Annotated in this window: 18 protein-coding genes; 3 read left to right on the forward strand and 15 right to left on the reverse strand. The window is 43.8% G+C overall.

What is annotated here, in order from left to right:
• Window positions 1-2 precede the first annotated feature (2 nt).
• The 3 genes from tssJ to R7093_RS15120 are packed head-to-tail and all read right to left on the reverse strand — an operon-like array spanning window position 3 to window position 2,598.
• Complete coding sequence (tssJ, locus tag R7093_RS15110) at window positions 3-503, reverse strand: type VI secretion system lipoprotein TssJ (RefSeq protein ID WP_005386118.1); 501 nt, start codon at window positions 501-503, stop codon at window positions 3-5.
• A complete protein-coding gene (locus tag R7093_RS15115; RefSeq protein WP_151515686.1) occupies window positions 496-1,989 on the reverse strand; it encodes a type VI secretion system-associated FHA domain protein in 1,494 nt (497 codons plus the stop codon). Before R7093_RS15115 ends, tssJ begins: the two co-directional genes overlap by 8 nt.
• Before the next feature lie 9 nt (window positions 1,990-1,998).
• Window positions 1,999-2,598 (reverse strand): hypothetical protein, encoded by a 600-nt coding sequence (locus R7093_RS15120; RefSeq protein WP_017633753.1) that lies wholly within the window; start codon window positions 2,596-2,598, stop codon window positions 1,999-2,001.
• Between the two features lie 503 nt (window positions 2,599-3,101).
• Here R7093_RS15120 and R7093_RS15125 point away from each other — a divergent pair.
• The 3 genes from R7093_RS15125 to R7093_RS15135 are packed head-to-tail and all read left to right on the forward strand — an operon-like array spanning window position 3,102 to window position 8,316.
• A complete protein-coding gene (locus tag R7093_RS15125) occupies window positions 3,102-4,415 on the forward strand; it encodes a type VI secretion system ImpA family N-terminal domain-containing protein (protein WP_005386112.1) in 1,314 nt (437 codons plus the stop codon).
• A 27-nt stretch (window positions 4,416-4,442) separates the two neighbouring features.
• Window positions 4,443-7,832 (forward strand): type VI secretion system membrane subunit TssM, encoded by a 3,390-nt coding sequence (gene tssM, locus R7093_RS15130; RefSeq protein WP_213886139.1) that lies wholly within the window; start codon window positions 4,443-4,445, stop codon window positions 7,830-7,832.
• Between the two features lie 31 nt (window positions 7,833-7,863).
• On the forward strand, window positions 7,864-8,316 hold the full coding sequence (locus tag R7093_RS15135) for an Lrp/AsnC family transcriptional regulator (RefSeq protein ID WP_005373369.1): 453 nt from the start codon (window positions 7,864-7,866) through the stop codon (window positions 8,314-8,316).
• 54 nt (window positions 8,317-8,370) lie between these two features.
• Here R7093_RS15135 and tssG read toward each other — a convergent pair whose 3' ends face one another.
• From tssG to tssI, 12 genes are all read right to left on the reverse strand, one after another.
• Window positions 8,371-9,369, reverse strand: a complete 999-nt coding sequence (gene tssG / locus R7093_RS15140; RefSeq protein WP_017820372.1) for a type VI secretion system baseplate subunit TssG — start codon at window positions 9,367-9,369, stop codon at window positions 8,371-8,373.
• Window positions 9,366-11,114: a type VI secretion system baseplate subunit TssF gene (tssF, locus tag R7093_RS15145; RefSeq protein ID WP_047101277.1), complete on the reverse strand. Its 1,749-nt coding sequence runs from the start codon at window positions 11,112-11,114 to the stop codon at window positions 9,366-9,368. The genes tssG and tssF overlap by 4 nt, the downstream gene beginning before the upstream one ends.
• A gap of 10 nt (window positions 11,115-11,124) precedes the next feature.
• Window positions 11,125-11,535, reverse strand: a complete 411-nt coding sequence (gene tssE / locus R7093_RS15150; RefSeq protein WP_033906409.1) for a type VI secretion system baseplate subunit TssE — start codon at window positions 11,533-11,535, stop codon at window positions 11,125-11,127.
• Between the two features lie 61 nt (window positions 11,536-11,596).
• Window positions 11,597-13,072 carry a type VI secretion system contractile sheath large subunit gene (tssC, locus tag R7093_RS15155; RefSeq protein ID WP_005373378.1) on the reverse strand — a complete coding sequence of 492 codons (1,476 nt, stop codon included), beginning with the start codon at window positions 13,070-13,072 and terminating at the stop codon, window positions 11,597-11,599.
• Between the two features lie 8 nt (window positions 13,073-13,080).
• On the reverse strand, window positions 13,081-13,587 hold the full coding sequence (tssB, locus tag R7093_RS15160; RefSeq protein ID WP_047101275.1) for a type VI secretion system contractile sheath small subunit: 507 nt from the start codon (window positions 13,585-13,587) through the stop codon (window positions 13,081-13,083).
• 26 nt (window positions 13,588-13,613) lie between these two features.
• The gene (tssA, locus tag R7093_RS15165; protein ID WP_033906408.1) at window positions 13,614-15,188 is read right to left on the reverse strand and encodes a type VI secretion system protein TssA; all 1,575 of its coding nucleotides are present in this window, start codon (window positions 15,186-15,188) and stop codon (window positions 13,614-13,616) included.
• Window positions 15,175-17,175: a serine/threonine protein kinase gene (locus R7093_RS15170; RefSeq protein ID WP_318146723.1), complete on the reverse strand. Its 2,001-nt coding sequence runs from the start codon at window positions 17,173-17,175 to the stop codon at window positions 15,175-15,177. Before R7093_RS15170 ends, tssA begins: the two co-directional genes overlap by 14 nt.
• A 237-nt stretch (window positions 17,176-17,412) precedes the next feature.
• Window positions 17,413-18,357: a hypothetical protein gene (locus R7093_RS15175; protein WP_033906406.1), complete on the reverse strand. Its 945-nt coding sequence runs from the start codon at window positions 18,355-18,357 to the stop codon at window positions 17,413-17,415.
• Window positions 18,350-19,342 (reverse strand): DUF2169 domain-containing protein, encoded by a 993-nt coding sequence (locus R7093_RS15180; protein ID WP_047101271.1) that lies wholly within the window; start codon window positions 19,340-19,342, stop codon window positions 18,350-18,352. The genes R7093_RS15175 and R7093_RS15180 overlap by 8 nt, the downstream gene beginning before the upstream one ends.
• Window positions 19,323-20,642 carry a hypothetical protein gene (locus R7093_RS15185; protein ID WP_047101269.1) on the reverse strand — a complete coding sequence of 440 codons (1,320 nt, stop codon included), beginning with the start codon at window positions 20,640-20,642 and terminating at the stop codon, window positions 19,323-19,325. Before R7093_RS15185 ends, R7093_RS15180 begins: the two co-directional genes overlap by 20 nt.
• A gap of 94 nt (window positions 20,643-20,736) precedes the next feature.
• A complete protein-coding gene (locus R7093_RS15190; protein ID WP_025767908.1) occupies window positions 20,737-21,219 on the reverse strand; it encodes a hypothetical protein in 483 nt (160 codons plus the stop codon).
• A gap of 2 nt (window positions 21,220-21,221) precedes the next feature.
• Entirely contained in the window at window positions 21,222-23,300 is a 2,079-nt protein-coding gene (gene tssI, locus R7093_RS15195) for a type VI secretion system tip protein VgrG (protein WP_047101268.1), read from the reverse strand.
• Window positions 23,301-23,304: the final 4 nt, after the last annotated feature.

The raw sequence follows: 23,304 nt of genomic DNA on the forward strand, positions 1-23,304 counted from the left end.
CCTTAAAAGTAAACCTGTTCAATGCCGCGAGTGTTATCAGAAATTAACTCACTGCCCTCTAACTTGAGCTTGATGTAGTACTCGCTCTTCTCTTCAATAACTTCCACTTTTCGCCATGACGAACCATCAATATCACGAAAAGCCACTGAAAAACCGACGGCACGAGTGTCAGGGTCTAGCGTTAGCATTTCATGAACTTTTCCACCTGGCTGTATTTGATATTCGTAACGTTTGATGTACTCATCACCCAACGACGCTTTATCGCTCTCAAACAAGGCAAAGAAATCTAAGCTTCGGAACAATACTGGCGAACTTAATTCGTGAAGACGAAGAATAACTGGAGATGACTGGCCCCCATTTCTCACATTGAGTACAGGTGATGCCTCAATAACCAATTCAATCGACGAAGTTTCTGGTGTGATACCAGTGGACTCTTTAAATTGATCCCACATGGAACAACCGGACAACATGGCAAATCCGAGTAATACGGCGATACTACGCATGGTTTCCCTTAATCACTTTGTTATAGTTTTTCTTAATCAGCCCTTTTAAGGATGTTTCATTAAGCAGGCGACGATTATTAGTGTAGAAATCTAGGTATTCGGCCCACAGCTTTGACTTAGTTGAGAACAAAGACTGGCTAGCGACCCTGTTAGCAAATGCTACGGGATCGTTCGTTTCTGACTGTTCTAAAACGAGCTCATTCAGTGCTTTGTTAAACATAACTTGGTGGTCGTTCAGCTCATCGAGCATTTGTTCAACCAGTTCATTTGGAGCCAGTAATTGCTGACTATTCAAAGTGAGCATTAGCTCTGCAATGTTCGAGTTAGCCTCACTCGCACTCTGCTCATCTTTTAACGATTCCACTTCGTGCAACTCTTTCTGTAGGTTATCAATACATAAACGCAAGCAAGTGCCCATTTGCTTGAATAACTGCGCCTCGTTTGTCATCAACTCTGGATTTCGAATACCCAAACCATCAAAAAACGCTTGCGCTATATCTTGAGAGCAAACGGCCGCATCAGTATCGACTTGTGCTTTCGTCGTAGTGTTTATCGCATGCTCTGCCGTAGGTATTTGAAGTTGCTGATTAGTGTTAGGAGAAGGCGTAAAAGATTGGGTCATCTCTTCCCATTTTGACCCTGTATTAGCCTGTTCTACGACCATCTCAGTAACATTATGCGTACGATGTTGTCTTTGAATCGTGCTATCTGGGGCTACCGTGCCAGGTTGCATCACCTCAGCTGAGGCAATATCGGCTCTATGTGCCTTACCGCTTTCTGGCGCTAATGCATCATTGACTGATGCGTTACTCTTGGTTTCCGCAGCCATCCAGTCTTCAGGGATGAGGCTTGGCTGATCGAATTCGGAATATATGCTGAAACTGTCATCGACCACCTGACGCGTGCTTTCCACGGTTCTAGGTTGTTCAGATTCTGTACGCTCATTATCACGAATTAAGTAATCGTCATCTCGCTGCATCGAAAAGTTAAGGTGAGCAACAGGATCATGACAATCAATGTCATCCTGTTTAGTCTCCATAAACAAATCTTCTAAGGCACCGACTTTTTCTTCCTCTTCGACAACCGCATCTCCTAGACTAACCAGAGGATCGCTAGATACTCGCTCAGGAGCAATATCAGCGGCGATGTCTAGTGTTGAGGTAACGTGCTCAAGAGAAACACCAATCTCATATTGCCCTAAAGAAATGATGTCGCCATCAACTATCGCAACGGGTTGATTTTTTAGTATTTTATTCCCATTTACCATTGTGCCGTTAGTTGATACGTCACTTATATAGTAGGTATCTCCATACACGCTGAGCAAACAATGAGTGCCCGATATAAAGCGGTTGTGATCGGCTAAAGACACGCTACAGCTTGGGGAACGACCTATCGAACCACCACTTTCAGGCATTTCAATATGCTTTGCACCGGTGTATTCCTCTGGACACTTTGAGATAAATAAAACTAGCTGATTTGAGTACATTTACGAACCTCAAAAGAGCAAAGAAACTGATAGTTCAAGCCCACCAATTCCATCATTTACAACCGGAAGGATATAAGAGGCCTGCGGGATAATTTGTATATGGGCGTCAGGATTACTGCCTAACTTTATAGCAGTACCAAGGGTCACAACCGCACCTAACTCAAACTGGTCGATGTCTTCAACACTCTCATAACGATAGCCCTCTTGGTCTACTTGCCAGCGATTAGAATATTGCGAGTAACCGACAGACAAGCCCGCACCAACGTATGGCGTGAAAACACTCCAAGAAGTCAACGCATATTGAGGAACAACACGAAGTTCATAGTTCGTCGCTTCTTGATATAAGCCGTTTGCTGGCGCTTCAATATCTTCTGCTAGATAGTTTAGCCCTAACCACCAACGCCAACGGTTATTGTTTTCATCAATAGGACGAGTATGAACCAAGCCGAACCTAAGCGTATCCTGCTCACCACTTTTACCTTCATCGTATTTAATGCTATCGATAGTCAACATACTGGTAGAGAGTCCATATCGCTCCCCTTTTGCCATTGCAACAGAAGAAAATAGACACATGGCTGAAATCAGCCCAATTTGACTTGGTTTTAGCATTTCGTCCCTCTAGGAAAACCGATATTCTACTTAGAGGCGAAAGATATCAATTATATTCTCTTTTTCAATAAGCCTAAAAAAACACCTATAATTTAATACATTTCAACTATCAGGTTGGTTGTTTTACCTACAAACAAAAACTAAAGAACCGACTACAGATTAAGTGACGAGACAGTAAATCTTTCTATTTAAATAGAAGTCACAGAATTTGATTGCTAATTGAACAAACCGTAATCTCCGATAACAATTTAGTTACTTTTTAATCAACGTTCTCATCTTCATATATAAGTTTCTTCTTATAAATAGACTTAACTATTGATATTAATATTATGAACAAAGATCACACTAAAAGTAATTTAATTTCTTTTAATGAATTTTTATTATCTAATCCGCTTATTTTGTCTATAGAATTGCGGCAGATGTGCACTGCTTATAATTTAATATAACAGTAGTGAAATCCTATATAACTTAATACTTCTATATGATCAGTTGGAACTTTCTTTATGTTTTTTACCGACTTCGCTCGAAGACCAATCGATGAAAATAACCCAAGCGGCTCTAATCCTAATGGTTCTGAGGATTTTGACGAAATTAAACGTCAAATAAACAACCTGAATAAAGTCACAGGGAGAGTCTCGTGGAAAACGGTTCAAACACTCTCAAAAAAGATCTTGAGTACCCAAGCGAAAGACCTACGTTGTTGCTGTTACTTTACCGTTGCGTCAACCTATAACGACGGCTTAAGAGGCCTTGTTGAAGGGTTAAACTCAATACTTGATGTGTGTGTCGTATATTGGTTCAACGCGTATCCAGAGCATTCAAAGTCAAAGGCACGAATGAGCGCTATTGAATGGATGGTAGAGCATACTGAAAAACGAATTAATAAGCATCGAGCGTTACCAGAAGAGCTTCCATTGATAGAGGCAGCACATCAATTATGCTTGAGGATTGAGGAAGAGCTTCGTCTTCATTACGGTATTGAAGCGCCGTCATTAGGTCGCATTCGCCGTATTTTGAATCAATGGATTGAGCAGATAAAAGAACAACAAATTGCGGCTGAGTTACGCGAGAAAAAACAAGCCAACACTAGCGCTCCTGCAGCAACGCAGAAGGCACCTGAAATTAAAGTGAATGTGTCTCCCTCTCCGGCACCGGTGTCATCACCCAACCTAAATAGCCAAGAGAAAGCATCACCGGCAAAGTCTGGTCGATTTATGATCTACTTCGTTATTGGTTTGATTGTTACTGCGATATGTTCACATTTCATGTACGAGCAACAACGTTATCGAACATTGGAACAAAAAATTAATCAAGCTTCACTTAATGAACTTGTAAATTTGGTCGCCTCGTTAGATTACGAAAATAAAAAATATGCTCAGTCATTGAAAACGCAGGCCATTAATCGTGTCGATATTATGATGAATAACTGGTTTTTAGACTCGGCAAAAGTAAGTAACGTCAGCGAGCTCGATAGCTTGACCAATGAATTAATCGCAATCTATCCGGATTCGTCTTCTGCACAGCAGCTACGTCAAAACTTTTTGACACAGAGCGCCCATTTAGAAGACCAGTTTATGGATGTTTATAAGCGATTCTCAGACGCAAGAACGGTGTTTGCCAACGTAGCTAGACAGAATGTAGATAAGAACTCTGAAAAGGCGTACGAATACAGTAACTCGTTATTCCCGCTTTTAGGTCGTATTGAATACGCTGAAAAGTATTCACAGCAAAAGGAAATTGACCGCGCAACCCTTTTACTGAACATCTACCTATATAAATTGAGTCAGCTACAAGCTGAAAAAACTGACAATAAATAACAATACAATTAAAGAAGTTTTAGGCTTATGTTCAAACAAAAACTGTTTAGAAATCCAGTGGTGATTTCTACTATATTGATGTTTTTAGTGGCTGCAATTATCACCACTATTTATCTGCTTTTTCTTGACGAAATCGATCAACTTTATCTTTGGCTGACTCTTGGTGCTATCGCCATGGTTTACGTCACTTTTCAATTCACATTATGGTTGAAGAAAAAGAACAACGCTAAAGCTCAACATTTGGAAACCGAGGAAGAAGCGCTTTCTATGGTTATCCAGCCTCTTCTTGCTAACTCAGGCAAGAAACCAATTTACCTGATGCTTGGTAATAAAGGGTCAGGGCGACGTCAATTTTTATTTAATTCTAGTGCAATTAAACCGATGGATCGCACTAGAACCGCTAAGAATGACTTTTTTGAATGGTACGAATCTGACAGCGCTGTATACATCAAGCCTGACCAACGCTTAGTGTTCCAGGAAGTATCAAGCAGTGATGCTTCTTTATGGAATACGTTCATTGAAGAAGTTATTCATCATCGACCTAGAAAGCCATTTTCTGGGTGTCTATTCTTCATCGATTTCGAGTTCATGATCGTCTCTGAACCAGAACAAAAAGAGTACACCATTTCGTCGTTATTGGCGCGCTTGAGTACCATCAACTCTAAAACGTCTTCAGCATTGCCAATCTATTTGATTATGTCAAAGCTAGACAAGTTAGATGGCTTTAAAGAATACATGCACTTTAGCTCTCTCAAGACACGTGTTGAGTTCCTCTCTATCCCACTAAAAGAAGCCAAGGGTGTATTTGCAGAGTACTACCGCGATAGCTATCGAAATCTAGTGAGAGTGCTTGAAAGTAATGCGCTAGATGCATCCGCTAATTCAACGGACATTGATGAGAAACAAGCAATACTCGCTTTCCCTAAGCAGTTTGAGCTATGTCAATCTGAAGTCAGCTATGTGCTTGAGCGTCTATGTGATGTTAACAACGGTGTCTATTCACTAGACATCCGTGAGATTTTCTTTAGTTCGAGTCTGCAAGGCGGTCGCAAGTACAATTTACTTGCAAAAAGTTGTAGTAATTACTTCAACTTACCTATTATCGCGTCAGAGCATACTCAGTTAACAGAAACGCCTTATTTCTCTCGCTTTCTGATTGATTCACAAATATTGCCGGAAAGCGACTTTGCGGGCGAAAACAAGACGTATCTTCGTCTAATTCAGAGACAAAGCCGTTTGGCAATACTCGGCTCTATTATCCTGCTTACTGGGGGCAGTTACTTCTTTTTCACGACATTAGACCGTAACTTACATGTGATGAATCAACTCTTGAGTATCGATGACAAATCACAAGTGGAGCAAGATGCAAGATTCAATGAGCTTTTAGCGAAGGCGACGAAAGCAATAGAGCCTTCTTATGGGGCGTGGCTTAAAGGTTCTAAGGCTTTGGATGAAGAGATATTACCACTCAACATTAGCCGTTTGGATCAAAGCACTCGCATCGCATACGAAGCATTACTTAAGGACGTTGCTCAACAGTTGATACCTCTCATTGAGAAAGGTTACCGTCTACAACTGACACAAAATCAAAACACTTTTACACGCGCTTTACCTCTATTGAAGGGGTATCTAATGCTAAACGATCCAACAAAGCGTGATATCCGTTTTTTGCGTCATCAAACTCTCCAAATGATGAACGACTTGAGCAACCAAAGTGACGTCGTCAATCAGGCGATGCGCTATTTGGACGCTTACTTTCGCACGCAGTTTGAGCCAATTGATATCAATATGGATCTTGTTCGCGCAACACGTCGCTCATTGCTAGCAAATTCGAATGTTGATCTCGTTTATGCAGGCATTTTAAACGAAGCAAATTCGATTGATTTAGGAACCCTAGATCTGCAACGAGCTGTGGGTTTTGAGTTTAGCAATGTATTCAACACACCAATCGATAGTGAACGCTTGATCGTAGATAAGATCTATACCTCCACTGGTTTTAGCACTTTTTATCGACCACGCGTGGACCTAATGTCACAACAAGTCATCAGTGACAACTGGGTTTTAGGTCTGTCACAACACGTTATTCCTACTAGTGAAGAACAAGAAGCCTTCAAAGAGGAAGTACGTAAAAAATATACTGACGACTACATCAGTAATTGGCGCAATGCGCTGAGTGAACTAAAAGTCCAGAACTATGACAATGTCGGCGACCTAACGAACGCGATAGACTTAATCTCGGGCCCTTCTTCACCAATGACAACCGTACTGAAGCAGGTCTATGCCAACACACAATTTTCACCCGTTGGTGAAAAAAATGCTCTGATTTCAAAGCTAGACCCGAAACTCGTGGCAGCGGCAGACTCCGCATCAGACGCAGTAGAGGAAGTAGTTAAGCCTGATTACTTGTTGATGAAACGTGTTGAACAAGCTTTTCACTTATTAAACCAACTTCAGGTCAGTGAAACACCAAACTCCCCTACTCCTTGGGATGAGACCGTAGCAGCGTTAAGCCGTGTTCGCACATATATGAAAGACATCGCTGATGCACCTGACCCGCAAATGGCGGCGCTAGCGGCAGCTCAGCATCGAATGAACAGCAGTGAAGCTGACCCATTAATAAAACTTAAACAGATTGCCCAAAAATCACCGGAACCCGTTCGTAGCTGGTTGTTAGATGTGGTTCAACAAAGCTGGTCAGTCATGATTAAAGAGTCCGCTAAAGGCATTCAAACCCAATGGTACAGCGAGATTTACACCAAGTTTAAAGAGATAGGGCTAGGACGATACCCATTTGATCTAACAGCGACCGAGGAAATCTCAATTGAAGATTTTGAATTACTGTTTGCTTCCGGTGGTTTGTTAGACACATTTATTCAGAAAAATTTTGCACCGTTCTACGATACCAATTTATGGACGCCAAAACAGGTGGATGGCGAGACGATGCCAATCTCTCCGGCTCTGTTAGTGCAACTGCGTAACTATAACGTTGTTCGAGACACATTAATTAATAAAAGCACTAACCGCGTTCATATTCCGTTTAGTGCAAGAGTACTCGATCTTGATTCTAGTGCGATTAGAGCGAGCTTAAAAATTGCAGATACCAATATAAGTTACTACCACGGTCCAAGCCGCATTCGTGAAATGGCATGGCCACCGCAAAATGGTGACTTCAATATTAGTATCACACTCCAGGATGTAACCGATGAAGGCAGACAGCACGTTTTAAATAAGAGTGGTCAATGGGCGATATACAGATTGCTAGGTGACTCGACCTTGACAAACACTCATAACGGCAGCTTTGTCAGTGACATAAAAGTGTCAGGGAGGGACTTGAGCTTACGCATCACTCCGTTGACACAGAAAAACCCATTCACTCTTGCTGAGCTGTATAACTTTACGCTCCCAGAGTCGATTTAATAACAATATAAAAACAAAATAGGCAGAACACATGATTTCAAACATGACTTTACAAGGTTTAGATAAATTAGATCGAAAAATACTTTCAAGTCTATTGTCGAATGGGCGAGAGTCGATTGCGAATCTATCCCGAAACATTGGTTTGTCTCGAACAGCAGTAGCAGAAAGAATTAATCGTTTAGAAAAGACCGGTATTATCAAAGGCTATACCGCACAGATTCGCGTAGAAAATGAAGGGCGAAAAGCCGCTAGTTATCTACTGATCTCTTGTGAAAAGGGTAAGAAGAATGATGTAACGAATGCACTTAAAGAAATCCCTGAGGTTCGCTTAACGAGCGTTGTTGGTGGCAACTTTGATATTATTGCCCTAATTGAAGCGCCCGACCTGCAGTCTATTCATCATCTTTGTAATGAAATTGAATCATTTAACGGCATTCAAAGGCTTGATACTACCGTTGTACTGCACCAGCCGATCAGTCGTTAAGCTTTTCTGACCTCTTTGAGGAAAACATAAAGGGCCGCTCGTTGAGCGGCTTTCTTATATGCTTCCGATAAGTCGAATTTTGGCGTCTTTATCACCTGGGTTGCCAAGCCAGAACGTTTGACCTAGTTGGTTCCCTTCTCCATTACCCAATTTGTTTTCTGGAATACTGTCTAGGTTAACTGTCAACTTTAGGTCCCACGACATTGGGTCACGCAGAATAAAGCGCATCAAGCCCACCAGCGTCTTATGTAACTCACCATCGTAGGAAAACTGCTTAAACGTTTCAAAATCAATGTTGTCGATACACAAGTTAAACTTGCCGTTCAAATCCGCAATGCTTTGTCCCAAGTGTAAGCTTTGCCCCAATATACAATTGGAACGATTGAGTTTGTTACGCTGGCTTTCAGCGATTTCTACGCGTCTATAAACCCATTCTTCGATTCGCACATTCGGCAGTGAAAAGTAGTGCGAAACAATACCGGAAATAAGCTTAGGTGAACGTGTACGCGTAGATAACTGGTTCACGTAAGACAGAACTTTCGCTCGATCTAACTCCGCTACTTCACAATCTTGCATAACGCTTGACAGACCAGCCAAATGCAGTATGCGCCCAGAAAACGCATCGCTCGCCCCGCTTTTGTACTGCACGTGATATCGGTATTTCTTCCAAACACGATACAGTAAGCTTGTATAGCGGTTGTGGAAAAAGTCGAAGAAGTCCTTCACTGGGTTATCATCGGGATCACGACCGACGAGTTTCTCAGTGTAAGACGCAGGTAGGGGCGAGCTTGAACCATGCAAGCCAAGAAAGTTCGTCTCAATACGTGAATATTGCTGTCCGTTTCTTTCCATATGAGTAATAAAGTCCATATCACTCTTTGGAAAGCACAGGTTTGGCGACACGCTGAACTCAATTCGCTCTTGGTGAAAGTATTTGTTCTCGCCCACGGCAACAAAATTTGAGTTTGGCTCCAGCTGGTAGTGTTTCTCTAACAGCAACACCGCTTGGTAGAAACTAAACTCATTCGACTTATCAGAAAGTGTGTTAATCATAGTATCGTCTGCTGCCCGATTAGGCTTGCCCAGTTGTAAACCTCGCCCGTCGCTTCATCGAACACCTCTAGTTCGGTAAAGGAGTTCACACTCGAATACAAACGGATAAATTCATTCAATACCGTGGCCATAAGGAACATATCGCCTTCATTTACGAAGAACTTAGAGTCCGTCACGAGCTTGAATTGGTTACCACGCACAGATACACCACGAAATACGCGATCGATTGGTTTCATCTCTGAAGAAATAATGCCATCAAGTCGATGAATCGACGCGCGGTGGGCTTGTCTATCAACACGAGAATGGAAGTCGTAAGTCGAGAGCAACACTTTCAACACATCGATATTCGCTAAAGACAAGTAGTTAAGCGACATGTTGGCAATCAACTGCCATTGAAGTTCACCATTAACCTGAGGACTTACTGACTGTGTTGGCTTAGTAATGTTTTTAAACGTCGCATACGTTGGCGATTTGTGCGTCGCGTACGTGATATCTCCTACTGACAGGCGCTCCGCTAAGTCTGCGTTACTGCATTGCAGTTTCATCAATACGGTTTCAGTCCCTAAATCCGCGATGTCGCCATTGTGAGTATGGAATGAGATATAGCGCTCTAACCCTCTTCCGCTTACTCGCTCGCCCACTTTGGATTTGTAGAACTCTCGCTTATCACGCTGGTTGATTTGGTGCTCAAACGATTCAAATTCAATCAGTGGTTTTCGGCGACGCTCGTCTTTACTCCAGCTCTCCACTTGCTCAATGGAATAAACCTCGTAATGCTCCTGAGTGTTACTTTGTGGACGCACCTTGTACTCGTTTCGTCGATGCTCTAAACGGATTGGATCGCCGTCTTTTTCAAACAAGTTAACGGCAGGTGTGCAGTGCAACCTTAAGTGTTTATCTTTAAGTACCACTTCTGAAGGCAAAGCACGCTTAAAGTGAAATTTGATTTTGACCGTGTTGCGCTGTGGAATGCCTTTTAGCCACTCTAAGCCTTTAATGTCGAAGAACATGAACTTATCTGGCAAAGAGAAGAATTCTTGCAGCAAACGGTAGCCTGCAAAGGAATTTTTGCTGTAAGGCAACAGCGCCTCGTCCTCTTCATGCCCGACTGGCTTAACGTATTCTGGCCCTAAACGATGTTTGTAGCCGCCACCAACATCCAACTCGACGTAATCTAGATAACGGAACAGCCATAAGAATACGGTGCGAGTAATATGAATCTCACCATGCAGGTGCAAACGCAACGTATCTAAGCCGATCCGAGACAGTTCCAGGCCATGCTCCGTCGATAACGTCACATCAATCATCGAACTGGTGCGGCTGTTAGTTTGTTCGATGTTAGTAATCGTAACTGGGTATAGATTGACGTCATAACAAGTACGGAACAAACACTGCGTGCCTTCTACCTGTTCGCTGGCCATTTCCGCACCACGTTTCACCACGGTTTTCTCAGTAACACTTCCGGTATGCGGTTTTAGTTCGCTAATGCACAAAGACGGAATCGAACGCATGTAATGTGGCCACAGCAAAGTCATCAGAGATTGCGTTAGCTCAGGAAGTTCATCGTCAATCTTTTCGCGGATGCGTCCGGTCAAAAAAGCAAAACCTTCCAGCAGTCGTTCGACATCTGGATCAAAAGTTCCTTCAGAGAGAAAGTGAGTTAACTTCGGATGATATTTGGCAAACTCACTACCCGACTCGCGTAAATACGTGAGTTCATCTTGAAAGTATTTACTGTTACTCAAGTGGCACCTACTAAACGTTAAATTGGCCGTCGGTTCCCATGTAGACATCGATCGACATTGGGACTTTACCGCCGTTATGGGAAACTTCGCCGCGAATACCAAAGCCGAGTTGTAATGGATTATGGTGGTCTTCACGGTAATGAACCTCGACATTAAACAGTCGGGGCTCAAAGCGTTCTATGGTTGACGTGATGTTTTTTTGAATATGGCGAACGAGGTTTGTGTTGTTAGAAAGTACGTCGTTAAAATCTGGCAGACCATACTCATTGTCGATCATTGCGTTGCCGGAGTGCGTATTCAACAAGTCAGCGAGATGCGAGTGAATGGATTCAATCAAATGCTTATGAGACACCACTTTCTCGTAGCAGTTTTTTGGTTCTCCTAGCTCGATCCGCTCTAAAAGACGGTAACCTTTTTCCATATGCGGTCCTACGAAAAAAGCAGCCAGTCTTCACTGGCTGCTTGATGGTTTCAGTAATGGGTTATTGGTCTAGCTTACCAACTAGAGACAAGTCGAAGCTTGCGCCCATGTACTTGAAGTGAGGACGTACAGACATCGATACTTTGTACCAGCCTGGATCGCCTTCTACGTCTGATACTTCAACCTTCGCAGCACGAAGCGGACGGCGACCACGAACTTCCGCTGGCGGGTTCTCTTGGTCAGAAACGTATTGACGAATCCACTTGTTCAATTCGATTTCTAGGTCAGAACGCTCTTTCCAAGAACCAATTTGCTCACGCTGTAGCACTTTGATGTAGTGCGCTAAACGGTTGATAATGAACATGTAAGGAAGCTGAGTACCTAGCTTGTAGTTCATCTCTGCTTGTTTGCCTTCCGGCGTATTCGCAAACACTTTCGGCTTTTGAACAGAGTTTGCAGAGAAGAACGCCGCGTTGTCAGAACCTTTACGCATGGTTAGCGCAATGAAGCCTTCTTCTGCTAGCTCATACTCACGACGGTCAGAAACCAGGATCTCGGTTGGGATCTTAGTCTCGATTTGACCCATAGCTTCAAAGTTGTAAACCGGTAGATCTTGTACAGTACCACCGCTTTGAGGACCAATAATGTTCGGACACCAACGGTACTTAGCAAATGATTCACTGATCTTAGACGCCATCGCGTACGCTGAGTTGCCCCATAGGTAGTTATCATGGCTGTCTGTCACTTGCTCATCGTAGTCAAACGCCTTAATTGGGTTATCTTCTACAGAGTAAGGCGTACGTAACATAAAGCGAGACGTACATAGACCTAGGTAACGTGCATCTTCGTGCTCACGCAGACCACGCCATTTCGCGTACTGTGGACCTTCGAATACAGACTTCAGATCTTTTAGGTTTGGCAGCTCTTCATAGCTGTCTAGGCCAAAGAATTTAGCCGATGCCGACGTGATGAATGGTGCGTGAGACATTGCGCCTACGTTCGCCATGTATTCCATCAGTTTGATGTCAGGCGAAGAGGCAGACATAGCGTAATCACAAATGACGGCGCCAACAGGTTTACCACCGAACTGGCCGTATTCACGTGTGTAGATTTGCTTGTACAGGCCAGACTTCACCACCTCTGGAGCGTCTTCGAAGTCATCAAGAACTTCGTCTTTCTTCGCAGAGATCAGTTCAATTTGAATGTTCTCGCGGAAGTCAGTGTGATCAACCAGGTACTTAAGGCCACGCCACGTTGATTCAATCGCTTGAACTTCTTCGTTGTGAAGAATTGCATCAACTTGCTTAGACAATTTTTGGTCGATTTCAGAGATCATCAGATCAACCAGAGATTGGTCGACTTTCTCTGTGTTCGAACTGCTTAGTAGCTCACTGATGAATGCTTCTACGCCGCGTTTTGCAACGTCAAAACCTTCATCACTTGGCTTTAAACGTGTTTCGTTAAGAATGCTATCCAGAAGTGAGCCTGATTCAACTAAGGCTGCTTCTTGTTCTGGCGCTTGTGCTTCTGCAGACATGATATCCCTTACTCTTCTTTCGCGTCTTGGTCGTTGCCAATGCTTAGTTCATCCAACAGTTTCTTTCTCGCTTCTTCATCTTGAAGAACCGATGCGATCTTCTTACGGAACGCAGGAACATTTCCTAGAGGACCTTTAAGTGCAACCAAGGCTTCGCGAAGCTCAAGTAGGCTGTTTAGTTCAGGTACACTTTTCGCGATCGCTTCAGGTGAGAAGTCCTTCATGTTTTGGAACGTCAGATCAACACCAATCTGGCCGCCTTCTTCATCAGAAAGACGGTTTTCAACGTTGACTTTAACGTTTGGAGACATGCCCTCTAGCACTTCGTTAAAGTTGTCTTTGTCGATGTTAATTGGAGTACGTTCTTCAATTGGTGTCTCATCTGTACGCGCAGTAAAGTCGCCAACTACCATCATGCTTAGCGGCAGCTCTACGTCTTCTTGCGTATCGCCAGTTGCTGGAACATAACGGATATTAATTCGCTCTTTAGGAGCCACCGAGCCGTCACGTGACATAATTCGTTCCTTATCTAACTCTTTAATTAGTCGTAAATTGCTTTCCACTCTTCATACTTCTCAGGTAGAAGATCCTTGCTTCCAAATAACCGATGGAGTGTTTTTCGAATTAGGTCTTCTAACTGTGACGATAAGTGGGGTTCCCAGCTCGCGAGATTAAACGCTTTTTGTACTTCCCACCCCTTCTCAAGATACGGCAAACACAACGGGTATAATCCAACAGACTGGTAAGCTGCTATCAATTGTAAATACAGCATGAACTGCCCTCGTCCCGAGCTATCCAGCTCAAGTTTGTGGGCAAGCTCTGCGGCACATTCCCCTAGATTTTCTAGAGTGATATCCTCCATTGGCAGCGAGTCTTCCTGCGAAATCACAACCGTTTGAACAACGGGTTGAGAAGTCGAAGAAGTAGTATCTTGAGTCGATAACCAGCTCAAGGTCGCTTCATCTGCAAATGGTATAGAATTCTTAAATGAGAGGTGCTCGATGCCCTCTAGCGATTCAACAAAACGCGTCACTTCTTGTTTCACAGCAAGCGCTGCATCATCAAAGCCCAAGTTATTAAGCATCGAATACACGAAGTAATGGCCCGTCAGCCAAAACGGCGCATCCGTTAATGTGCGCTCCAAACGCTTAATGGTGTCGATGTCGCTTTCTTGTTCAGCTTTATCTCGGTATTCCGCTTGTTGATCGGACGACACTGCCAAGCTCAAAGGCGTTTGATTATTTTGGTGGTCGGGTAGACCATCAATGTCATCCCAAGTCAGATGACGATAAATCCGGTAAGCCAGCGGATCACTTGGGTTCGCATGAAGCATGACTTCCGCAACCTTCTTCAAGGTGCGCTTAGAAGCCGTAGGCGAAGAGAAGTCCGTATCGACATCGACTTCTTTTGCTACCGCTTTCTTAACTGGCGCAGGTTTAGGGGCCGGCGGAACCGCCTTTACCGGTGCGGTTTGCACTTCATTCTGCGCTGGCGTTTCTTCGGCAGCAGACTGCGTAGCTGGTGCAGGCGCCGCTTGTTCAACGTTAACGACTGCATCATCGCTCTGCTCATCAGCCGCCGCTTGTTGAGATAAAACATTGAGTTGAGTGCGAATCTCAAAGAAATCCGCTTCTGAGTCTTGGTAAACCTCGTCGTACTGGCGCTGCACTTCTTCAATAGTCGAAATGCAGTTTGATACCAAATCCCATGACTGAGCGCTTTCCGCTAACTTGCTGCTGACCAGTTTAAACTGATGGTTCAACCATTCGACCGCGCCATCTCGACCCCGCTTTCGCGAAGGATACAATTCAACGCCAAAGCGACTTAACGCCTCACTAAGCAGCTTTAGACCTTGTTCAAAGCCTTGCAGACCAAACTCTTCTGTTAGCGCGCGAACGAGGTAACAAATGGCTTTTAAGTCTTTACTGTGGTGCTCTAGAACTTCAGTCGCGTGCGTTTTTACCACGCTCCAATCTACTGTTTCGCCAAACAAGGAACCGAATTTCTTCACTTCGGACTCCATCATTTCGTAGCAAAACTCGTAACGGGCATCGTTTCCCACTGGAGATTCATCAGAAATAGGATTAAGCAGACGATCGATATCAATGTTGGACAAAATTCACGTCTCCTTCAGTCAAGTAATCTCTCAACGCACGCGCTACCGCAATTGCGCCATTTGCTGGCTTAGATAATCGATGGCTCTGCTCAATCGCATCTGACGCCATGCTATCTAGAATTTTCGTGATTTCTGTAAATTTACTTGGTGCATTCCGTTCTAAATCGGCAAGGGATTCATGTAGCTTTTGTTTGTCGTAAACGGATTGCTCCATCACGGTGCTAAACAAAATAAATTCGCTTCTTGCGACGATTAAATCCTTTATTTTTTTGTCTAGTTCTGGCGTATTACCGAAGTAGGCTTTGGCTAATTCGGCTTCTTCAATTGCTTTGGTGTAAAAGTGCGCCTCTGCATGTTTATCGATGGAGTCATTAATATTTTCCATCACAGCCTTTGGTAAGATTTGGTTGTAGAAATAGGCTTGTGACTGGTTTAACAACCATGCCTCTTTCATTTCATTTTCTGCGAGCTTAGCTTCACCATCTAAAATTAAGCGAGCAATCTGCTTATCTCGACTGCCAGCTATGGCAGATACTTTCATGGAATCGATAGACGCGACATTTAACCCAGACATCACTTTAGTCAACGCCTCATCCGCATATGGAAACAGAGCACCGTCACGAACAAGGGTTTCTCGCAAGGTGACAAGCTCCTTACGTAATTCGACTAATGCCATTGGTAAGCCATCCGCTAACGATTGATACGACGTTAACTGAGCCTGTTTTTCTTCATATAAATTCGAGAGGCTTAACTGCTGAGCTTGATATGCTGTTCGATAAGCTACTGTCATATCAATACTCTGAGTAGCTTGAGACAATTCTTCTTTGATTTTCCATGGAGGCTGAGCCAAAAAAGAAGCCGTTTCAGAGGGCGTAATAACGTGAGTTACAGTAGTGACACCTCGGGAAAAAATGGCATCCAATTGATCTTTATTCTGTTGATACAAATAACTTCCTGCTGTTGCCAGCACACTCAACACTAAGCTCACCTCTAATATTTTAAAGCGACCATACGCCGTTTTATCATTTGGCTTACAGTGTGTAAGCAGCAAGTCCGCGTTACGCAAGCTACTGAAAATTGGTGCGTTAGAATTTGAGCTAATTGATTGCGTATCGATTCGCGCTAACTGTTGAGCAAAAGAAATAGCGGTATAGCCATGCCCTCTTGGTTTGTTAATGACTTCTTTCAGCAATTTCCAAATATGAGCCGGGATCAAAGCCGGACGCTTTCGGTCTTTTAACTGCTTATTCCAAGCATCACCAAATATTGAGCCTAAAAATAGATGTCCAGCGAGCAAAGCGAGAGAGTAAACATCATCTTGCGGTTCCGCGATGCCAGTTTCTATATAAAGAGGGGAAGCGTAGCTCAAGCTTGCTTCTGCGTAAGGTTCTGTCTCTCCAATGTAACGAGCAGCGCCGAAATCAATGAGCTTAACGTAATCGCCTTCACTCACTAATACGTTAGATGGTTTAATATCTAGATGGCAGATACCTCTTGTATGCATAAACTCTAGAGCGCCAGCGAGTTGATACACCAACCAAGCGATGTGGTCGTGGCGGAAGCCTTTAGAAGAATGACGCTCCATTTTTTCTGCCAGTGATTCACCTTGGATCCACTCGTACATCAAATATGGGCGTTCGAATTCGTTGCCGATTTTTACAAAGTTAGCAACGCTAGGGTGTTGAGAAAGCTCCAGCCTGCTCGCTTCGTTAATCAACATTTTGCTCGCAAATTCTGGCGAGTCATCATTGATAACTTTGCAACAGATTTGCTTCTCTGGCTGCCCTTTTTTTACAAGATGGTAAACCGTTGTCTTACCATTTTTAGAAGGAAGCTTGTCTAATACATCAAACTGTGAAAAAAGCACGTACTCAAGCTTCGGCTTATTTTTTTCTGCTAGCCTTTGCTCATTCAGTTTCTTTTTCTCAATAGCTTTAACAACCAACTGATCGATATATCCTTTGGCTGTACTCTGATTATTAGACACTTAGTACTCTTTCATAGAATAAATATTATTAGAGTTGAATAATATTTTCTTGAACGTACTTGTATCAAGGTTGGTATTTAAAACAAACAGTAAGCCTATTATTTTAGTTATTATTACTAACTTATTAGACCTTTTTACTTACGCTTTCACTGCATGAGTTATACGCTTTTTCGTGTTACAAACTTCAACCTAATAATATGAGTATATTTTCATTGCCATTTGATCGATGAGTGCCCACTAACATTGCAGTAATTGGAGAACTCCTTTGTCACCATGAAAATCGAACATTAACAATGTAGTTGGTTGCTTAAAGTGGTGCTCTCTGACCGCAAAGGCAATTAAAGCGAGAGAAGAACAACTGCCCATTGTGCCCCACAACTCATTGATAAGCTGCGGTTGTTCTGGGTTCGTGAATCGTTCTGCTTTCGCCCCCAGAGCAAAGCCGTAATCTTCCGAATGCATGCGCAGGTTCGTCATATCGGAATACACTTCACCAAATGAATCGAGCTTTTTACTCGCACGTTGAACAAGTCGAAACATGCCTCTTCGGTCTGAAGTGTTTAATTCCGTATCAATGTAGCCAAGCTGCGCTTGAGGCTTAAGTTTCAATGTTTCTACGGTGTTTTTTCGACAAAGAATTAAACCCGCCCCACCCTCGCTCGGAATAACGCCCCATGGATTATTGGTACTCATTACCATCGCATCGTCGATGAGTGTTTGCATCGAACTCACCAAGGAATCGACACTGATACACATCATAGCATCATATTTATCCAATGATTTCATGGCCTGGAGAACGAAACTGGGCCCACTGGCATGAACAGCATTCACCACAGAGAGAAATTCAGCATAGTTACTTTCACCAAGCCATTCTTGCACCTTTACTAATGAAACAGACGCAGGCACCGCTATAAGCAAAGGTATTGGTCTCAATGAACGTGGTAACTGTGCTAATAATGAATCAAGCAAGTGGGTGATTAACTCACACGTTTTTTCAAACTGCTCACTTTCTTTGGTGTATTCGATTTTGGCGTAAGTAAAACGCTCGATACCATCATCCCCTACACATTGGTCGAATCTTCCTAAATCAGCATACGAAACTGCACTAGCAATATCTAAATTCATACCGGTTGGCGTCATCACTTCCATCCCTAGCACGTAACGGCCTGTTGAATTATGCATGATCGCTTACCTCTTCCAACTTAGTGATGGATGTCGACACCAACAAATGCTCCTTGCCCTGACAAGGAAACGCAGCGGTGTAACTGATTGATATAGTTTTCTTTTCCGCATCAACGAATAAGGTGTACATCGCCATATCAGCTTGATAACTTTGATCTTTGAACGTCGCGATCGCACGGTATTTTTCTTTAGGAATTCGAAATGAAAGCGTGTCATCATGACAAAAGCCACTCATCATCAAACGCTCCCCCCCACGAAGGAAGCCTTTGCACTGTTGATCAATAGGCGCGCTTTGGAAGAACCGCTTATCAAAATCGAGTGGCAACATTGGCTTGCGATTCTCAATCCAATCGTCATCGAACGTGCCGGCCAGCTTCTGGCGCGACTCAAAGAACGGAGGCACAGGCCCGAACCCCGCAACGCGTAGCTTTTTCGCGGCGGCACTCCAGTCCTCTCGGGGATAAAAAATCGAGGGTACTTTCTGTTCAAGCAATTCTTTGTTGGAGTCGGCAACCCCACCGCCTATTCGGTTACGTAAATCACCGCCTACCGCGCAAGTGTAATCAATGTCTTTTTCAATAAATGGAACTGGATTGCTCAGCGTGATACTACCAGCATGCTCAACCCATACGCGTTCCCCGTGAATAGCGAGAGTCTTATCGATATGACCATCAATCAACACGCGACACTCTTGGTATGTCACTGGCTTTTTCGCGTAACTGCGCGCTTTACCGTAAACAAGTACATCTGTATTGTCTTTGGTATACGCGAACTCGTGGTCAACTTTCATCGCAGAGAAGCCTTCTTCGCCCAAATATTGGGGATCATCGAAGATTTCACTTTCACCTAATTCGTGCCAAACCACACCATCGAATTGCCATGTGCGTTTGGCAACGACAACCCACACTTCATCGCCGTTTTCGTCACGTTGAAAACGACCTTTAAGTGATAGCTCAGGGTGCGCTTCAATATCCCATAACTGCATTGCTATTCCTTAAGTTGAATCGTTCGCTCGCAGAAGGTGCGGCCTTTAAATTGTTGAAGTTCCAGTCTTGCTGATGTATCGGCATCGCCATATCCCAAGGCACGTAGGCTCTGGATTGAATGCAGATTTGGCGCCATAGCCAGTCGCGGAACAGCACATCAACGTTAGAATCTTGCATCGCAGCTAACGTAGACTCGAAGCTCAATGCGTAACCCAAGCGGCTTGGTAGATTTTGGATATATTTTTCATCTTCCACCCACTCATTGAGCAGATCGACGATCTCTTCCCATTCATATTCGACACCAACATCTTGCGGAGTCAGAGGAAGAAGTTTTCCGTAGACGACATACAAAGCTTGAAGCCAAATTTCACCCTCAGCTTCCTCCAGACTTTCCAAGTGCTCGATGATTTGGGGTACCAGCTTCCAATCACCACCCAGCGCAAAATCAACAGGTGCTAATGAAGAAGAGATATCAAACGCCTCAAACTCTTTTAACTCAAGCAACTTGGCGTAAGTGAGCACTTGCGCTGATGGTAATCCATTTGGTTCGATGCCAAAGCTCTGACGGAACCAAGTGCCTCTGTCACGTTTGGTAATCAAACGTTCAAATAGATATTGTTCGCTGCCTGCATTGTCATTAAGCCAATCAATCCCCTCTTTTACGTTTTGTAAAGCGAGCAGTGGCAAAGCAACTTGAGAGCTAATGATGCTGGCTTTGTGCCAGCGCTTGATGAGAGAAACGCTTAGTGTTTGACGTACACGTAAGCATTCAAAGTAAAACGCACTGGATGTCGCATTACCCTCAATAAGCTCCGAAAGCGTGCTATCCATAGATTCAACCGGAGATTGCACGGCAACGACCATTGCAGTTTTAGTGTCAATATCTTCGAGTAAACTCAATCCGCACAAAAGGTTATCCAACTCTGAGCCCAACTCGCCCTGTAGCATCAGCCAGCTGTAGATTTCTGGCTCCTGGTCTCTTAATTGATGAATCAACCCCGGCGCTAATCGATAAAACGACAAGTACACCTGCTTCAGTTCTTCAATTTGGCGTTCAATCAGCTTGAGATACGCTAACTCACGACTTGGATAACCCCTTTTGTGAATTTGAACTCGCTGCCTGATTAAAAAACCGATACTTTCAGAAGCAATGGACAGCTTTTCATTACAGAAATCCAGCCATGTTACTGGCAATTGGGAAAGGTCGTTCACAGCACGCTCAGCTCTTGCTAACGCGCCTTCGACTTCTTGATTGGTTATGGGTGCCTTTAGGTGCTCGACACCGATTCTTTGTCGCATCTAGTTATCCGTTATTAGCGTGCCATAACGCGATTGCAATTAGTTAATACAAAGTAATTAGCTAACTCGACGTAAATTAGCTAATGCTAGGTAATTAGTTAATTGCGATCGTTCCGCCTTGAATTTTTTGTGCTTTTTCTGCTTGAGAGGTGACGTACTTCGCTTTAGTGGTAATTCGTCCATCGCGCCCGCTATAGCGAGTTTCTGTCTCACCACTTTTGACTACCAACTCTTGTTCTGTCTCGATAACCATCTTCTTCGCTCGCAATACAAACTCGTCAGAGTCATCCAGAATGGAGAAGAAAATGTCCGTCACAAGAGGCAAGCTTAAGTCGTCGTTCAAAAATTCAACTCGACAACTTAATCGATTATCGATAGCCATTTGCAGCTCAGAACGACGAAAGCCACGTCCCAGTCTCGCAGTGAGTGGCTGCTTAAATGGGTTACCATCAAAATCAACTCGCACACTGCCCGTAGACTCATTGATAGCCACTATTCTTCCAAAACGCGAAAAGCAAGCCGTTGATTCGGCTTGCTGCTCTGATATTACTTCTGTTGTAAGAGGTTGTTTTTCCATTGTTAGTTAACCACTACGTTGCCACCTTTCACGACGACTTTGTCACTGCCTTCGATCGTAATAGCCGAGCCTGATAACTTTATTGAACCATCACTGTTCATCACTAAAGAGGAACCACCCGTTTTCAATACAATCTTGTCGCCACTGATAATTTGCGTTGCACCATCAGCTTTATAAGCGGTGTTCCCTTTCACTGATACCGTTAAGTTGCCACCAACCGTCTGGTTATCATCCGCACCAATATCTGAACTCTTAGACGCACCGATAGTAAGGTTACTGTTTTCGCCAATATCTAAGTCATCATTTTTACCGATCTTAGTCGTACGGTTATCACCAATTTCTAAGTCAGAATTGTTTTTCACATACTGGGCTTCGTTCGCGTTGTATGTGACGGTAACGTCTTGCTCGACTGTCTCGGTAAACGTACTGTTTACTTGTGTCGTTTTATGTCCATGAATGGTTTCTTTATGGTCACCATGAACTTCATTCGTTTGGTGACGTGCAACCTTCAAGAATTCATCTTGACCGATATCACGGTAACGGTTGTTGAGTACCTTGGTCGACATGTCTTTTTGAGCGTGAATATAGACTTCTTCTTGGTTCGCTTCGTCTTCAAAACTCAACTCGTTGTAACCTGTTCCTTTGTGCGTTTGCGTGCGGAACGTGGTACGAGTTTTGTTTTCTGGCAAAGAGTAAGGTGGGAAATGCAAACCGTTGTAAACTGCGCCCGTAACTAACGGACGATCTGGATCCCCCTCAAGGAAAGTTACTACGACTTCGTGGCCAATACGCGGCAAATAAACTGCGCCCCATGTTGGCGCCGCCATGGATTGGCTTACACGAATCCAACAGCTTGAATGCTCGTTGTTATCACCGTAGCGATCCCAATGGAACTGTACTTTCACTCGACCAAGCTTGTCGGTGTAAATCTCTTCACCTTCCGGTCCTACAACAACCGCCGTTTGCGGGCCATCAACCACTGGTGCTGCTAGTTTAGGCGCTTTAAATGCCACATCACGTGGAATACATGAGAACTGGTTGTAGTAAGTGGTTGGCATACCACTCGCTTCATCTTCATGCACTTGCGGATCTTGACCTGTGTGCATTACAGACAACATAAGGTAATCGCGGTTAATCTCAGAACGCGGGTGGTCACTGACGTTAAAGCTGTAACCAGATGCTAAGCGCATTACGTCACTCGTTGCTTCCACTTGTTGATTATCGACTATGTGTTCCGACATCCACTCCGTGGTTCTCACCTGACCCATCAGCGGGTCAACGTATCGTCCAGGATAATCAAACTGCTTGAGATCTTGGTCTAGCTCGCCAGCCTGTGTCATCTCTTGTGGAATTTTAGGGTGTTCGTAGTTGTAATCTGTGTACGTAACCTGTCCCGTTCTAACGCGGTTAACTAACTCGAGATCAGAGATATGTTCGCGATCGGCAACACCGCCACCATCGGCATGATAAACAATCGGCCCAATGTAAGAAGCATTTAGTGGCGAGCTTATCAAAGGTGCAATCGCGTCATTACTGTCGACAATGACCATCGTATGATTTGAATCGCTATGGTCAAAGTAATACCACATACCGTGTTCAGCCATCATACGCTGCACGAAGTGCAAGTCAGACTCACGGTATTGCAGAACGTATTCTTTTGGAGGATAAGTACCCGACACTTCAAATCGGTAATCGGTGACTGCCCCATCATCGAGTACTTCTGTGATGATGTCTTGCGCTGACTTTTGCTGGAAAATACGACAATCTTGGCGCTGAGATAAGAACCAAGCTTGAGGAACCAAGACTAATTGATAACGAGAAAAACGACGTCCAGTCCCTAAGTAACGAACTTCATTCACCACGCCGTTGAACACACGCGCAGCCCCAACACCTTGTCCGTAAAGTGTCAATGTTCCTGCTTTACGTATTAACTCATCGAACGAGATATCTGGATCAAGTGAAAGTAATGAGAGATTGATGTGGAAAGGCTTAGATAACTCTTCATGAACATGAAAGCTCTCAACCCGAAATTCATGCCCACATCCAGGCACTTCAAATTTAAATTCTACGTCATTCACCATATCT

Source organism: Vibrio sp. 1580, assembly GCF_033340055.1.